Origin of the sequence: Streptomyces sp. GD-15H (genome assembly GCF_045291515.1) — a bacterium.
Lineage (GTDB): Bacteria > Actinomycetota > Actinomycetes > Streptomycetales > Streptomycetaceae > Streptomyces.
Genome location: NZ_CP149447.1, coordinates 4468075 through 4483584 on the forward strand (window position 1 = coordinate 4468075; position 15510 = coordinate 4483584).

The following is a 15510-nucleotide window of genomic DNA, read 5'->3' on the forward strand; positions in this document are numbered from 1 at the left end:
GCGCGGAGGCAGGAACAAGAAAGGCCCCGGAAGGTTTCCGGGGCCGTAGGGCAGTCTTAGAGCGTTTCTGGTTCAGTCTTCGAGCAAACGCAGCGGTTTCCGTTGGTCAGCTCGGCGGGAATTTGCCGAGGAATCCCAGGACGGAAATTGTCGCCGCTGCCACACCACCCACGAAGCCCATCACGGCGAACAGGCGGGCTCGCCATATCAAGCCGTACCCGTCGGGGACCCGGTAAGGGGAGGCGGAATACCACAGGCGCATCAGGCGCGCGCCGTATCCGCGGGGGTTGAACCACAGCAGATAAGCCATCCCCAGAAAGTATGCGCCACCGGCGGCTGCCATGAAGAAGGGGATCGGCCCCGGGTCCGCCGTCTGAGTTGCCAGATTCACGGTATTCCTCTCAAAATGCGTTCCGGGGGCGGTTGACCGCCTAGCGAGGATCCTTACGGAGAAGGGGTGGCGAAGTCAAGGAAAGTGTTTAAACGGTGCAGAACAGCTGCTCTTTGAAACCGCCATAGGGAAGGGTGCAAGGTGATTCCACCAGCACCCGACCGGACGGAGACAGCCGGCATTGAGTAGCCGCTACATAAAGTCTGGGGAACGCACCCCGGAAATGCGGGCGTGGATAGCTCGACAACTTGCCACGGCCCCTGAGAGGGGCGAGGAATGGACCAGGGAACTCCACAGCCTGTACGGCTGCCGGAGCAAGCCGAAGCAGTAGGAAACACGTAGGGCCCCCGCCACACGGCGGGGGCCCTTTCTGTGTCTCTAGGGGCGGCTCAGGCGGCCCACACAACCTCTAGAAGGTCCGGGTTGAACTTGCGGGCTCCGCGGCCCGCAGGGCGGACGACAACGGCTCTGATGTGCTTCATGACCACGGCTCGCTGTCGTTCGATCGGAAGCCGCTCGAACTCTTCCGACAGGTCGACCACGGCAGCCGCCGCCTTAGCCTGCTCGACACTGTGGCGGTTCCGTTCGTAGCCCAACTCGTCACGTTCCCGTTCCAGCGGCTCCAGCATGGCGATAGCCGTAGCAGCGGAGATCTTCTTTCCGTTCATCGCGGAAATGAGTTCCGAGATTTCCTGCTCGACCTCGGAGAAACGCGCGGCCCCCGGCCATTCGGCAGGCTCCACAGTGGGCGCGTTCAACCTGGCCTCGGCGTCATGAATCAAGTTAATGATGTACAGGTCGAGCGGTTCACCCGCGCGGGAAACTTTCCCGCAGCCACCATCCTTGGAGGCGGGGCAGCGGTACATAAACCGACTGCCCTTGCTCCCTTCCTTCCATGAAGCGCGCATGTTCGCCATCATGCGCGTGCCGCACTCGGCGCAACGAAGAATGCCGCTCAATAGATACTTGTGATTGTTGCTCAGATTGTTCGCCTTGTATTGCGTCTTGACGCCCTCCAAAACGGCCACAACGGCGTCAAGCCTTTCCGGGGTGCAGATCGGTTCCCAGACACCCATGACCGGCTTACCGTCCGGGCCGATATGTTTCTGACGCTTTACTGCGCGAAACCCAGCAAGGCGAGGATTGGTGAGAATGCCTTTCAGGGCAACGCGGGTAATCGGCTTCCCCGTGTTCCGGGAAGTGCGGATTCCCTTCTCCTGCCATTCGGCGGTAATCGTCGAAAGCCGCGTACCCGACAGCAGGGCGTCATGCGCCTTAGTGATCAGCTCAGCCTGTACCGGGTCCACGGTGATCCGATCAGCCTTCCAACCGAACGGCGGAAACCCTCCGCCGTTCTTCCCGGAATCTGCAAGCTCGCGATGCTTTCGCGCCACACGGCGCGCCGTGTCGTCTGAAGCCTTCTTAGCGGCAGCAGCCATCACGCGGGCCATCATCTGCCCATCCGACGTTGACAAGTCGTAGTCATTCGACACCGTCGAGAAAATGAGAGACTTCCGCTCCTCGAAAATGTCGATCAATCGTTCGAGGTCACGCGGCTGACGCCACAACCGGTCAAGGTCGTATGCAATCAGCCCATCCAGAATTCCGGCCTTCAAGTCAGCCAGCAGCTGTTCAAACTCCGGACGGACCACATTCTTTTTGTACGCGGACAGGTCGTTGTCGATGTAGTCACGGACGACAGTCCACCCAGGGCGGGCGGCGGCCATCTGCCGATAGTCCGCCATCTGACGGTCGACGCCGAGCTCCTCGCCGTCCCTGTCCAGACTGATTCGGGCGTAGCCGCCTAGCCTCACAACCACTGTGACCCCTCCCCGCCCTGTCGGGCGCGTCCATGTGGCAGGCCCCCCGGCCTGACCTGCGGTGATCGCAGAGCATGAGACTATCCCAGAACCAGTGTGATCGGTGAAAGTTCTTGAAAAAGGTGCTGCGTAGGCAGTACGCCGAGGGCACGTTGGACGTCACCCGGCTCTGACGCTCAACGCCCCCCGCACCTGACGCCGTTACGCACCACAGCCGCGCCGGGTGGGGGCGGACCGAACCTCGGTTCGTCCCCACCCGGCGGGCACCGTCGCTCAGTTGGTGCCGATTCGGGCGAGCAGGTCGACGATCCTGTCCTGCACCTCGTCGCTCGTGGACCGCTCCGCGAGGAACAGCACCGTCTCGCCGGAGGCCAGCCGCGGCAGGTCGGCCTGTCCGACGGCGGCGGTGTAGACGACGAGCGGGGTGCGGTTGAGCTGCCCGTTCGCCCGCAGCCAGTCGATGATCCCGGCGGACCCGGCCTGCTGCCGACGTACCTGCAGCAGGTCCATCACCACCAGGTTCGGCCGGAACTGCCCCGCCAGCGTCACCGCGTCCGCATCGCCCGCGGCCCGCGCGACCTGCATACCGCGCCGTTCCAGCGTCGCGGTCAGCGCCAGCGCGATCTCCGCGTGCTCCTCGATCAGCAGCACCCGCGGCGGATGCTGCTCGCTGTCACGCGGCGCGAGGGCCTTCAGCAGTACGGCGGGGTCGGCGCCGTAGGCGGCATCGCGCGACGCCTGCCCCAGTCCGGCCGTGACGAGCACCGGAACCTCGGCGGCCACCGCCGCCTTCCGCAGTGACTGGAGCGCCGTCCGGGTGATCGGCCCGGTCAGCGGATCCACGAACAGCGCGGCGGGGAACGCCGCGATCTGGGCGTCGACCTCCTCGCGCGAGTGCACGATCACCGGCCGGTAGCCGCGGTCGCTCAGCGCCTGCTGCGTGGCGACGTCCGGCGCGGGCCACACCAGCAGCCGGCGCGGGTTGTCCAACGGCTCCGGCGGCAGTTCGTCGTCCATCGGCTGCGGACGCGGATGATCCGCCACCTCGACGGCCCCACCCGGACCGTCCAGCGGTTCGGGTCCCTCGGCGGCGTCCGCGTCCGGCGCCCCTATCGCGTACGAGCGTCCCGTGCCCTCGGTCGTCGGCGCGAGCCGCGACTGCCCGGCGAGCGAGTGCTGCGGCTGAGGCTGCGACAGTGACTGCGGTGGCGACGGGGGCTGCGACTGGGACTGCTGGGGCTGCGACTGTGCCGGAGTTCGGGCGCGCGTGGGCGCCTGGGGCGCTGCCTGCGCCTGCCGCTGGGTGGGGGCGGGGCCGACTGTCGCGTGCGGGCGCGCGCCCTGCTCATGGCCCGCGGCCGGGTCGGTACGCGTGCCGAGCTTGCGGCGGCGGCCCGAGCCGCCCGGCTGATGCGGGGGAGGCGTGGCCGCCGGCAGGGGCTGCTGGACCTGGGCGGCCTGCCGGGTGAACGGCACGCCCTGCCCCAGCGTGCGCACGCTGAACGCACGCCCCTGCGTCGAGTTCGGGTCCACCGGTGCGGTCGGCGCCTGCGCCGACGCCTCTACCGGCAGCGGCTGAGCAGCCCGCTGCGCGGGCGCGGCCGTGGTCTCGGGGGGCAGCGGGGTGCCCGGCGCGGGCGCCGCCACACCGCTCGGCGGTACGGGAGCACCCTGCGGCGGTACGGGAGCACCGGCGTTGGAGGTGCCACCGGCGGCGGGCCACGGCGGCTGCGCGGCCGGGGTGCCGTCGGTCGGAGTTCCCTGAACCGGCGCGGTCTCGGCGGGCAGCGGCTGGGCGACGGAAGCGGGCTGCTCCGCGGCCGGGGCAGCGGGCTGTGCCGGGGCAGGCGCGGCAGGCTGGGGCAACGGCTGACCGGCGGAGGCCACCTGGGGCTGATCGAGGGATGTCGGGGCCTGGGCCTGGGCCGGGGCCGGTGGCTGTACCTGAGGCACCTGCCCGGGGACGGCGGCCGCCAGGCCCTGCCCGGCGGTGCCCCGACCGTGCACAGGCCCGGCCTGCGGCGGAATGGCCGACGGAAGGGCCGCCCCCTGCGGCGGTACGGGCATGCCCTGCGGGGGAACCGGAGCACCCTGCACGGGCGCCACCGGTTGTGCCTGTGCCTGTGCCTGTGCCTGTGCCTGGGCCGGCACAGGCACAGGGCCCGTGCCCTGCTCGGCCGACTGGGCGCCGGCGCGACGGCGCCGGCCCGTCGGGGCGCTGGTGGGATGCGGCTGCGGCGGGGTGTGATCGTCTGACTGGTTGTGCGGGACGGCGTCTTGGCGCCCGTCGAGCAGGACGTCACCGGAAGTGGCGGGTCCGGGCACTGGCATCGGCACCGGGCCCTCCTGCGGACCCTGCCCGACCACTCCGGCCTGCTCCCCCTGGTCCGCCTCGGCGGGCGGCAACGCGAACACCGTACGGGGCGCGGCTTCCTGCGCCGCTGCCCGCTCGGTGGCCGCGGCCAACACACGCCGACGCCGCCCGGTCGCCCGAGGCTGCTCCCCCTGCCCCTGGTCCTGTGCCTGGTTCTGGCCCTGAGAGGCCTGTGCCGTTCCGTCCGCACTGCCCGCGGAGGGCAACGCGGGCGGCAGGGCGTGCTGCTCACCGGAAGCATGCCCGGCGCGCCGTCCCCGGAGGGGACGGGTACTCCCTGCGGCGGTACGGTCCCGCCCAACCCCGTGTTCGAGGCGGCGGACCCCGCCGCAGACTCGGCAGCCGTGACCACAGCCCCGCCGACCGCACCGACCACACTCGTACCCGGCAGGCGGCAGCGGCAGCGGCCTCCGCGCCCTCGGCCGGCCGCCCACGACGCCGTCCGGTCCCGCCGGACGCCACCACCGCGCCCTCACCGGACGCCTGAGCCGGAAGCTGCGCGGGCTCCGCCGTGGCCGTCGCCCGGCGCCTGCGCCGACCGGTGGGGGGCGCCGCGGCATCCGTACCGGAGCCGGAGCCCGAACCCTCCTCGGCCGTCGGCACCTCGCTCTCCAGGAACGCGTCCACCGAGGCCCGCCGGGCCCTCCGCCGCCCACCACCGGAACTCCGCTGACCGTCCGCGGCCGAAGCGGCCTCCTCGGCCGACACCTCCGTCGATCCCGATCCCTGCGAAGGCACCGGCACCGGCGCTTCTTCCGGCACCTCCGCCGGTACCCCGGCAGTCAGCGCGAGCTGCCCTTGGCCTGCGGCGACGACACCGGCGCCGCCCCCGATGGGCACCTCGAGGACGAACGCGCTGCCGCTCATCCCCGGCACCTCGTGCGTCTGCAGCACGCCTCCGTGCGCCCGTACGATCCCGCGCACGATCGGCTCGTGCACCGGATCGCCTCCGCTGTACGGCCCGCGCACCTCGAGGCGTACGACCTCACCGCGCTGTGCCGCCGCGACCACGACCGTGTTGTCCAGGTAACCGCCCGTCGACACGGGAGTGTTGCCGGTGGCGTCGACGCCCGCGACATCCGCGACGAGATGCGCGAGGGCGGTGGCGAGCAGCCGTGAGTCGACCTCGGCCTCGATGGGCGGCGCGTGTACGGCGAACTGCACCCGGCCCGGCCCGATGAGCTCCACGGCCCCGTCCACACCGGCGGCGACGACGGCGTCGAGCATCACCTTCGTACGGGTGATCCCCTCCGTCCCGGCGTCGAGCCGCTGGTAGCCGAGGACGTTGTCGATGAGGGTGGTGATCCGGGAGTAGCCGGCCGACAGATGGTGGAGCACCTGGTTGGCCTCGGGCCACAGCTGGCCGGCGTCGTCCGAGGCAAGCGCGGTCAGTTCGCGGCGCAGTTCCTCCAGTGGACTCCTGAGCGACTGGCCGAGCAGGGTGAGGAGCTGTTCGTGCCGGCCGGAGAGGGCCTCGTAGCGGTCCTTCTCCCGCTCGCCGAGCGCGGCGTACCGCTCCTCGTGCGCGGCGAGTTCCTCGGTGTGCGCCTCGCGCAGTTCCTCCAGCTCGCCGACGTGCTTCTGGCGCAGGGCGGTGAGCTCGGAGGCGTGCTCCTCGGCGAGCCGCTCCAGCTCCTCGGCGTGCTGCCGTCCGGCCTCCTCCTTCTCCCTGACGACCGTGTCGTAGGGCCGCCGGTCGGTGAAGGTCATGACGGCGCCGACGAGCTGGTCGCCGTCGCGCACCGGCGCGGTCGTCAGGTCGACCGGCACCTTGTCACCGCTCTTGGAGTACAGCACCTGTCCGCGCACCCGGTGCTTGCGCCCGGAGCGCAGGGTGTCCGCGAGCGGGGACTCTCCGTACGGGAAGGGCGAGCCGTCGGCGCGCGAGTGGAGGACGAGGGTGTGCAGCTCGCGCCCGCCGAGGTCACTGGCCCGGTAACCCAGTATCTGGGCGGCGGCCGGGTTGACGAGGACGATCCGTCCGTCGGTGTCCGTCCCGACGACGCCCTCCGCGGCGGCCCGCAGGATCATCTCGGTCTGCCGCTGCGAACGCGCCAGCTCGGCCTCGGTGTCGACGGTGCCGGACAGATCGCGTACGACGAGCATCAGCAGTTCGTCGCCGGTGTAGCCGTAGTTGTCGTAGGCCTGTTGGCCGGTCTCCAGATTCGCACTGGTGACCTCGACCGGGAACTCGGTCCCGTCGGTCCGCCGGGCGACCATCCGCGTCGGCTTGGTACGGGCCCGCGGGTCGATGTGGTCCGGACGGCGCATGGAACCGGGGATGAGCTTGGAGTCGAACTGCGGCAGCAGATCGAGCAGCCCGCGCCCCACCAGCGCCGTGCCCGGCGTCTCGAACGCCTCGAGGGCGATGGCGTTGGCGTTGACGACCGTCCCGTTGGCGTTGACCAGCACCAAGGCGTCGGGAAGCGCGTCCAGTATGGCTGCGAGGCGAGCAGTGCCTCGGGATGGCCTGCTGCTCACGAGACGCTTCCTCCCTGTTCCGCTACGTGCCGACCGCGTGGGCCATCTTGCCAACCGGCCCGCAACGTGTCACCCGAGGGAGTCTAAGGGCTGGGACTGCGCTCGCGATGCCGGATGAGACCGAGGTCGCGCGTAACGTGACGGGGATGTGACGCCCGGATCGCCGCGCACCGGCAACGGCCTGCACCGACACCGCCCGAACCGTTGCGGGACCTCCACGCTCGCCTCTGCGCGCCGATACCGGCACCCGCCGCACCGGCGGCGTGCCCGCCCGCCCTGTGCGGCCCCGCACTCCTCGCATGCCCCGCAGGCCGTGTGCCGCGTGAGGGCGGCGACGCGCCCGCCACCCGCCCGTCGGAAGAGCTTTGCTCTGCGGCCACCCTCCCTAGTACCGTGGGGGGCGATTGGTGACGGCACGCGTGAATGTGTCATCATCGGCAGGCACCGCTTGACCCGCGCTCGCGCGCGGAGGGTTGTGCACGGAGGCGTCGCCTAGTCCGGTCTATGGCGCCGCACTGCTAATGCGGTTTGGGTCTTAAAGCCCATCGAGGGTTCAAATCCCTCCGCCTCCGCACCGTTTGCGAAGCCCCGGTCCACCCGACCGGGGCTTCGTCGCAGTCCGGCCCTCCAGCCCTTGTTTCCGCAGGTCACAAGGGGTGAGGCAAACGGATTTCACATGGCGGCGGCGGTCATGTAATGTTCTTCCTGTCGCCGCGAGCGAGCCCAGAGGGGCCGGGAGCGGCGAGAAAACTGAAGACCAGGCACTCGTAGCTTAACGGATAGAGCATCTGACTACGGATCAGAAGGTTGCAGGTTCGAATCCTGCCGAGTGCACAGCAGATCAGAGGCCCTGTGGAGAGATCCACAGGGCCTCTGGCTTTTGTCTTGACGGCAGCGTCTGACGGCAACCGCCGGGGGCGGGGGCTGCCTATCCCTCGGATGCGAAAGGACGGACGACTGTGTCCGGGCCAGGACTCATCACCGTCTCGTGACCGTCCTCGAAACGAACCCGGTAGGGAGGGCTCCCATCAGCACCGAGCACCTCGATGACCTCTGCGGTGCGATCCTGCTGCCCCACGACCCGGCCGTGAACAAGAAGCCTGTCACCAACACTCGCCTGCACGCTGACACCTTTCTGTCGATCTACCCTCTTCTGCCCTACCCAGCGAGTCGCCGTGTCTGAACGGTCGACGCCGCCAGTTCGACCTAACCGGTGACAACAAAGCCAAGAAGGCGGGTACAGGGCCGATCAGACGGCTACGAGGACACCGGCCGTGCCGTCGTCATCGTCCGGCCCGTTGCCGTCACTCCTCAGGGCATCCCCGACCCGGTCGAAGGCGGAGCGCTGGGAGTCGAGCCGTACGAAGGTGTAGATGTCCATGGTCACGCGGATGGAGCTGTGACCCAGGACTTCCATGATCATGCGGGCGTCGGCGCCCTGTTCGTGCAGGAGCGAGGCGCAGGTGTGGCGCAGATCGTGAAAGCGGACCTTGCGGACCCCGGCGCGGAGGCACAGGGTCTCGAAGGACCGGTTCAGGTTGCGCGGCTCGATGGGGGTCCCGTTCTTCGTGGTGAAGACGAGACTCTGACCCGTCCCCTTCCAGTTGGCACCAGCGGCCTTCCGATCGGCTATCTGCTGCGCGCGCTGCGCACGGAGCGCCGTCACGCACTCGGCCGGCACGGCGACGCGGCGGGCCGAGCGCTGAGTCTTCGGCGCGACGATCAGCAGCTCACCGCCGACCCGCTGTAGGGCCTGCCGGACGGTGAGGACACCTTCGTGAAGATCCACGTCCGACCAGCGCAGCCCCAGCAGCTCACCCCGCCTCAGGCCGATGCGGACGGCCAGCTCGTACGCGGCCCACAACCGGTTGTCGCGGGCCGCCGTCAGGAGCTGACGTCCCTCCTTGGCCGTGAGCGGTTCGATCTCTCTCTTCGTTCCCAGGGCCTTACCCACTTCGTAGATCGTGGGCCGGTCCTCCGGGGCATGGCTGAGCATTGCGTTGATCAGCACACCCAGCTCACCGGGGACTTTCACACGCCGTCGCCGGCCGCTCGCCACCGCCTCTCTCTGCGCACGGCGTGGAGCATCGTCGGGGTACTCGATTGCCCGCCAGCCTGTGGCGGAGATGAGCAGGGAGGCGCCGAGGGCGTAGATGTCGGCTGCCTGTGTCGGCTCGGCTTCTCCGGTGGCGAGCACGCTGCGGGCGCCCTCCGGTGCCTCGTAGTGGACGAGGCAGCCGCGGAACGGGAAGTCGTACCCCTCGGGGACGCGTCCGCCCCGGGCGAGGGCAAGGTCGATCAGATGGGTTCGGTCCGGCCCGATGATGAAGTGGGCGGGCTGCACATCACCGTGCGCCCAGCCCTTCGCGTGAAGTTCCGCCAGCGCTTCGACGCAGTCCAGCGCCACGCCGGTGTGCGGTTCAACGGACGAGTCCCGCTCACGGCACGGCTCCCACAAGCGGTACAGGTCCGGCCCTTCGTGCCACGGTGGAAAGTTCCACGTTCCGCGTCCCCACTAGCCATACGCGACGTCGTCGAAGCCGAGGCGATACAGAACGGCACCCTCGCGAGCGGGCGCAAGAGCGGTCCACGGCTGGGCAGGCCAGTCGGGCGTCGCCTCGATCGGATAGCCGAGCTTCACGGCGTACCGCCCTCGATGGCTCTCCACCTCCCACACCGTGGAGCCCCGGCGGTTGATGACCAGGTGCTGCGCCGTGGGCATGAGTGCGTCGAGCACCGCGATCGGCAGTTCAGGGGTCGGGCCGGACAAGGGAGCCTCTCTTCCTGGCGAGCGCGGCCGACCATGAGCACAGGCCTGCCGCTTCGCTGTTGTCGTGTGCTACGCCTGGCCGTACGGTCGCCCGCAGTCGGAGTCGCACTGCGCGAGGTTCTCACTGGACCCATTTCGACGCCCGCCAGTACAACCAGGCCCGCACGTACTTCACAGAGGCCCTGCAACTGGCGAAGGAGATCGATGACCGCCAGTTCATGGCCAACGTCCTCGCCTGCATGAGCCTGCAAGCCACCTACCAGGACAAGCCGGCAGACTCCCTTGCCCTGGTGACCGCCGCGCAGGACCAGGCCCGCTCTTCTCTCGGCACGACGCCCCGCGTCCTGTCCATGCTCTCCATGCGTGAAGCCTTCGCCCACGCCACTCTCGGCAACCGAGACTCCACTCACCGGGCGATCGGGGAGGCACACCGTCACTTCGAACAGATCAGAACGAGCGACCCCGACCCGTCCTGGGTCACCTACTTCGATGAGCCCAAGCTCCTGGTCGACACAGGCATCGCTCACGGGCGGCTGGGTGAGGCCGCGACCGCCGAACCCTTGATCGCGGATGCGCTGCGCAGAGAGGACCGCAGCAACCAGCGCGGCCGTGCGTTCCACTCGTTCTGGTTGGCGAGGACGCAGCTGGACCAGGGCAAGCTCGACCAGGCGTGCCATACGGCCACGGAAGCCCTGGAGTCCGCTTCCACGGTGTCCTCGGAGCGAGTGACAGGGCATCTCAGGGAGTTCTACGACCAGTTGGCCCCGAACAGGCAGGAGCCCGTAGCCCTGGCGTTCGAAGCGCGGCTACGGGCACTCCTCCCACCGATCAGCGGATCGCCTCATCCATGAGCAGATACAGCAGGCCGACGAGCGATCCACTGCTCACGATCTCCCGGCGGTCTATCATCCCGCGCACCTCTGAGAGGGGGATCCACTCGATGCGGTCGGACTCGTTCTTCTCGGTGGGCGGTCCGGCATACGTGGCGCCGTCGACGCGGAAGACGTGGTGCTGTGAGTCGGTGATCCCGTTGGCCGGCTCGGCGTAGACCAGGGGCTTGATGGCGCCGGGGCGATAGCCCGTCTCCTCCAACACCTCGCGGACCGCCGCCTCTTCTGGCGTCTCGCCGACTTCCACCAGGCCCATGGGCAGTTCCCAGGCCCACGACTCGGTGATGAAGCGGTGCCGCCACATCATCAGGACCTCTTGGCGGTCGTTGACCACAGCGGCCACGGCCAAGTGCCGGAGGCGGACGACGTGGTACTCCCACCTGCGCCCGTCGGGCTGCTGGACGTCGACCAGACACAGATTCACCCAAGGGTTGGTGCAGATCTGTCGCTCACCGTGGGTCTTCCACTCCGTACCTGCGGCCCCTCTCGATCGGTCTTCAGGATCTCAGACTGCTCCGGAGGGGGGTGCTGGTTCGACTCTTTTCGCGTCACCTTGACGAGATGGCCTGCGAGTGACCCGCCTTCTGGCTGAAGCGGCCAGGTGTTAGGAGGGCGCAATAGTCAAGACTTGTGTATGAGAATTTTGTTCGGGGACGGAGGGTGTGCGATTCGAACACGCGAGGACGTTGCTGCCCTGCCGGTTTCCAAGCCCACCGCCGGGATGCCTCGCACCAGGCAGGGTCACGCGCGGCGTCCGGGAGGCGTCAGGAACAACTCCCGATCGCGCCACACCACGATGACGGACAGCACCAGAAGCAGGACGGTCTGGATCACCTTGGTGTCCGGGTGCGTGAGGAACATCTCGTTGCCGAAGTTGGCGGCGAGGTGGAAGACGATCGCGACGAGGACGCTGCGGCCGGCGCGGTAGTAAAGCCAGTTCATCAGGATGACGAACGGTATCAGCGAAACACCGTAGTTGAGGCTGTGGATCAGGCCCTCCTCGACGACCTCCGCTTGGTAGTTGCCCTTGATGAAGCCGAGCGGCACGTGCCACAGCACCCAGACGACACCGAACAGCAACGACGTCCACAGGACGTTCATCCGGGACGCGAGCGCATCCGTGCCGTAGGTTTTCCAGGCGACCTCCTCCAGGACGGGGGCCAGGACGAGCGTGATCCACGCCGGCAGCAGGCCCGTCGCGAACGTGAAGCCGTTGCGAAGCTCGAACTGCGAGACGTCGTAGCCGAACGGGATGGTGATCGCGGTGGCGACGAGCAGGGCGCCGGGGAGCAGGGCGACGGCCGCCGGCCAGACCCAGGCGCGAGTGCCGCGCGGCGCGACCAGGCGAGTGAGGACGTCGCGGGTGAGCCCATCTCTGCGGATGAACCAGATCGCCACGACGATCGGGGCGGCGAGACCGGCCAGGCCGAGGCCGGTCATGACGGCGATAGTGCCCTGGCTGGGATCGGGCTGGTGCGACAGCCAGGCGGCGGTGAACCACAGCGCCCACGGGATGGCGGTGGCAAGGACGTAGAAGGCGAGGGGATGGCGGTAACGGCTGACGTTCTTCAGCTCCAGCGCATGACGTGCACTATCAGGCCGGGTGGGTTGTGCCGTGTAGGTCATGACCGCATCCTTTCTCTGCTGCAGAGCAATCGCCACGGCTTACAGGGTTACTGAAGTTGAACTCGTGATGTCGTGCCGTTGGTCAGGCGGGTCTGATGGTCAGTCCTGTCTCGGTGAGGCAGCCGTCTATGAGGTGGCTGCGGTACTGGATGTGCCGGAGGCCGCGTCGGATGCGTTGCATGAGGTGTTCCGGCGTGGTGAAGGCGACGTTGGAGAGCCAGCCGCGCCGCAGCAGGGACCAGATCCCTTCGACGGGGTTGAGGTCGGGTGCGTAGGGCGGCAGGTAGTAGATGGTCAGCCAGTCCCGGGTGGCGGCGAACTCGCCTAGTCCTGCGGCCTTGTGGACGTTGAGGTTGTCCCAGATCAGGACGAGCGGGCCGCCGAGCTGGGTGTGGGCGGCGATGAGCAGGTCGCGGTAGTCGCGCCAGGAGAAGCTCTTGCGTCCGTCGCGGTTGCCGTCGTCGCGGCGGGGCCGGTAGATCAGCCGTGACCGGTGGCCGGGTTTGTAGCAGGTCAGGGCGGCAATCGAGATGCGTCTGCGGGAGCGGCCGCGGACCCGCACCACCGGGGTGCGGCCACGGGGCGGCCAGGTCTTCGCGTGCGGCGGCGTCATGGAGAAGCCGGCTTCGTCCTCGAAGACGCGCCAGGCTCCACGGGCCGCCGCGAGCCTTCCGCGCAGGGCCAGGTCTCCTTCACCCAGCCGGCCACGGCCGCGTCGTCGCGTTCCAGGGCCCGGCGGACAGGGACCTGGCGCGACCAGCCGTTACGCACCAGGAGCTTGCGCACCCCCTGAATGGTGTAGGTCAGGTGGAAGCGCCGGCCGATCACGGTCTTGATCCGGCCCAGGGTCCAGCGTTGGTCCTCCCAGCCGTGCGCGGCCGGCCCTTGGCCGGCTCCCGCTCCAGCTGGGCGAACTGCTCGTCACTGAGCCGCGGCAGCGACGCCGGACCACTCGACTCGAGCGCTCGGGAACCGCCCTCGGCCCAGGCCCGGCGCCACCGCTGCACCGACCGGACGCTGACCCGCAACTCCTTGGCGACCACCGCGTTGGTCTCACCACGGTCGAACCGCTCGGCCGCCTCCAGCCGTAACCGTCCCCGGAATTCCCGGCGTTCGGCGGTCAGCCCGCCCCCTTGTGGATACGCATCCCACGGTGATACCGCACAGAGTGGGCCCCGGTCAGCCGTATGCGACATCACGAGTTCAACCTCAGTAGTTCCGGGACGCGTCAGGGTCGCCTCAGGGTCCTTTACCGCCGAGGAAGCCGTCAGCCTTCTCGCCTTGATGCGGGACGAGTACGGCACGGAGGCCGTGACCCTGCTCGGCGGGGAGCCGTTCGTCCACCGGGACCTCGCGCGGGTCGTCCGCCATGCCAAGGAGGAGCTGGGCCAGCGCGTGGAGATCTGCACCAACGGGTACCGGATCGAGCACCGCCTGACCGAGATCGCTCCGCACCTGGACCTGCTCAGGGTCTCGCCGGAGGGTGTCGGATCGACCAACGACGGCATCCGGAAGCAGGAGATCGTCCAGGACCTCCAGGCTGCCCTTGCGGAGTTTGCGACCATTGCCGAGGCGCTTGGTGGAGAGATTCCGGAGAATGTAGAGCCGGAATAGGCCGTCGGTCTCTGGACCTACAGTGGACCACACCCCAGCGCTTTCCAGGCGTGGTCGGCATTGGAGGTTGAAGAGGCTTTGGAACCGGGGGGTTCCGTCACACAGCCATCATCGACCGCACCACTGACAATCGAGATGGGACGGGCGAAGTCCGCCGCAAGACGGGCTGGTTGATCCGGTGCGAGTGACGGCAACGCTGACGGCAACGACGGCACACATGGGCCCTTGATCACTAGCGCCAGCGATCACCCATGAGGGAGCCCGAGCCCTCGCCCAACGAGCTGCCCGATCCTACGGATCAGAAGGTTGCGGGTTCGAATCCTGCCGAGTGCACAGAGTGAGAGCCCCGCTGGCTGATCCAGCGGGGCTTTCGCGTTGCCCGTGCACCGCCGGTTCAGGGGCGGGGATCGGGGTGGTGGTCGGTTCCGCGGTGGAGGAACGCCGTGCGGAGCTGGCGGCTCAGGGCTGTGGCTGCCGCGGTGAGGAAGACGAAGGTGTAGAGGATCTGGAACATGGTGACCAGGCGGGCCGCCTGGCCGTGCGGGGTGATGTCGCCGTATCCGATGGTGGCGAGGGTGACCAGCGTGAAGTAGAGGGCGTCCAGGCGGGTGGTGAGGCCGATGAGTTCGCCGGGTTGCTGAGCCAGCGCCTGATAGGTCGTCGCGAAGACCAGGATGGACAGGCACATCAGCAGGGGGATGACCAGTCCGGGCCGGGCGTGCGGACGGTCGAGGAGGACGTGGCCGATCTGCTGGAGCAGCAGGGCGGCGATGAGACCCAGTGCCAGTCCGAAGAGGGTCCAGCTCAGGGCGGGGCGGCGGGGGCCCAGGTCGTTCGAGGGGAAGCAGGAAGTAGGCGATGACCAGAACGGTCGCGCCGACCGTCTGTGCGAGCCAGCGCCACAGGCTGCTCGATGCGGTGGAGGGCTTCTTTCGACTGCTTTCCATGGGTGGGGAGGGAGACCGGGGTGTTGTTCCTAGGTCCGGGGCGCCGGCTCTCCGCGTGGTGAGCACAGGGCCCAGATGATGAAGCCGTCGATGATCATGAGGGTGACCGACCAGACCGGCGCGTAGGGCAGCCACACGAAGTTGGCGATCATGCTCAGTCCGGCCAGCACCACACCGGTGGCGCGGGCCCAGGCCGAGCCGCTGAACAGGGCGAGCCCCGCGGCCAGTACGAGGGCGCCGAGGATCAGGTGGATCCAGCCCCAGCCGGTCAGGCTGAACGCGTAGGTGAAGTCGGCGGTACTGACGAAGACGTCGTCCTCGGCGATGGCGGCGATGCCCTGGAAGATCGCCATGATCCCGCCGAAGGTCATCAGCACCGCCGCGGCCGTGGTCCAGCCCGTCACCCAGGCGCTCCGCGGCTCCCATCCGGTCCGGTGATGCGTTCTGCCGACATTGCTAGCCATGTGTCGTCCTTTCGGCTGGTCCCGAGCGGTACGGCTCCTCCTCCAGGTTTGCACCGGGCAGGGCGCTCGGCACCTCGGTGTGCGACGGGGCGCCTCCCCCTGTCGATGTCAGTGGTCGCCTCTACGCTCGTGA

8 protein-coding genes, 2 tRNA genes and 6 pseudogenes are annotated in these 15510 nt (G+C 68.6%); 4 read left to right on the forward strand and 12 right to left on the reverse strand.

Features of this window, described 5'->3' with window-relative positions:
* Positions 1 to 106 precede the first annotated feature (106 nt).
* The 3 genes and pseudogenes from WJ438_RS21035 to WJ438_RS21045 all read right to left on the reverse strand — a co-directional run bounded on the left by WJ438_RS21035 (position 107) and on the right by WJ438_RS21045 (position 7066).
* Positions 107 to 391 carry a hypothetical protein gene (locus WJ438_RS21035; protein ID WP_406726632.1) on the reverse strand — a complete coding sequence of 95 codons (285 nt, stop codon included), beginning with the start codon at positions 389 to 391 and terminating at the stop codon, positions 107 to 109.
* 389 nt (positions 392 to 780) lie between these two features.
* On the reverse strand, positions 781 to 2211 hold the full coding sequence (locus tag WJ438_RS21040; RefSeq protein ID WP_406726633.1) for a recombinase family protein: 1431 nt from the start codon (positions 2209 to 2211) through the stop codon (positions 781 to 783).
* Positions 2212 to 2484: 273 nt separating this feature from the next.
* Positions 2485 to 7066, reverse strand: a pseudogene (locus tag WJ438_RS21045) (PAS domain-containing protein).
* Between the two features lie 481 nt (positions 7067 to 7547).
* Between WJ438_RS21045 and WJ438_RS21050 the strand changes: the two are divergent.
* Together WJ438_RS21050 and WJ438_RS21055 are read left to right on the forward strand one after the other, a co-directional pair.
* Positions 7548 to 7638, forward strand: a tRNA-Ser gene (locus WJ438_RS21050).
* A 189-nt stretch (positions 7639 to 7827) separates the two neighbouring features.
* A tRNA-Arg gene (locus WJ438_RS21055) sits at positions 7828 to 7900 on the forward strand.
* A gap of 94 nt (positions 7901 to 7994) precedes the next feature.
* Here WJ438_RS21055 and WJ438_RS21060 read toward each other — a convergent pair.
* The 3 genes and pseudogenes from WJ438_RS21060 to WJ438_RS21070 form a co-directional block, all read right to left on the reverse strand.
* Positions 7995 to 8189 carry a DUF1918 domain-containing protein gene (locus WJ438_RS21060; protein WP_359593852.1) on the reverse strand — a complete coding sequence of 65 codons (195 nt, stop codon included), beginning with the start codon at positions 8187 to 8189 and terminating at the stop codon, positions 7995 to 7997.
* A gap of 126 nt (positions 8190 to 8315) precedes the next feature.
* The gene (locus WJ438_RS21065) at positions 8316 to 9020 is read right to left on the reverse strand and encodes a site-specific integrase (protein WP_406729756.1); all 705 of its coding nucleotides are present in this window, start codon (positions 9018 to 9020) and stop codon (positions 8316 to 8318) included.
* Positions 9006 to 9836: pseudogene (locus tag WJ438_RS21070) on the reverse strand (protein kinase); the annotation flags it as partial. The gene WJ438_RS21065 and the pseudogene WJ438_RS21070, both read right to left, overlap by 15 nt.
* Before the next feature lie 110 nt (positions 9837 to 9946).
* Between WJ438_RS21070 and WJ438_RS21075 the strand changes: the two are divergent.
* Positions 9947 to 10687, forward strand: a pseudogene (locus WJ438_RS21075) (hypothetical protein); the annotation flags it as partial.
* On the opposite strand, the gene WJ438_RS21080 reads toward WJ438_RS21075, so the two are convergent.
* From WJ438_RS21080 to WJ438_RS21095, 4 genes and pseudogenes are all read right to left on the reverse strand, one after another.
* Positions 10665 to 11150: an NUDIX hydrolase gene (locus WJ438_RS21080; protein ID WP_406726634.1), complete on the reverse strand. Its 486-nt coding sequence runs from the start codon at positions 11148 to 11150 to the stop codon at positions 10665 to 10667. The pseudogene WJ438_RS21075 and the gene WJ438_RS21080 overlap by 23 nt on opposite strands.
* A gap of 317 nt (positions 11151 to 11467) precedes the next feature.
* Positions 11468 to 12352, reverse strand: coding sequence for a CPBP family intramembrane glutamic endopeptidase (locus WJ438_RS21085; protein WP_406726635.1), 885 nt, complete (start codon positions 12350 to 12352; stop codon positions 11468 to 11470).
* A gap of 82 nt (positions 12353 to 12434) precedes the next feature.
* Entirely contained in the window at positions 12435 to 12965 is a 531-nt protein-coding gene (locus WJ438_RS21090; RefSeq protein ID WP_406726636.1) for a transposase, read from the reverse strand.
* Positions 12962 to 13437, reverse strand: a pseudogene (locus tag WJ438_RS21095) (winged helix-turn-helix domain-containing protein). The gene WJ438_RS21090 and the pseudogene WJ438_RS21095 overlap by 4 nt, the downstream one beginning before the upstream one ends.
* 109 nt (positions 13438 to 13546) lie before the next feature.
* Between WJ438_RS21095 and WJ438_RS21100 the strand changes: the two are divergent.
* Positions 13547 to 13900: pseudogene (locus tag WJ438_RS21100) on the forward strand (radical SAM protein); the annotation flags it as partial.
* Positions 13901 to 14360: 460 nt separating this feature from the next.
* On the opposite strand, the pseudogene WJ438_RS21105 reads toward WJ438_RS21100, so the two are convergent.
* Both WJ438_RS21105 and WJ438_RS21110 read right to left on the reverse strand, forming a co-directional pair.
* Positions 14361 to 14913 (reverse strand): annotated as a pseudogene (locus tag WJ438_RS21105) (potassium channel family protein).
* Positions 14914 to 14942: 29 nt separating this feature from the next.
* Complete coding sequence (locus WJ438_RS21110; RefSeq protein WP_406726637.1) at positions 14943 to 15377, reverse strand: hypothetical protein; 435 nt, start codon at positions 15375 to 15377, stop codon at positions 14943 to 14945.
* Positions 15378 to 15510 lie beyond the last annotated feature (133 nt).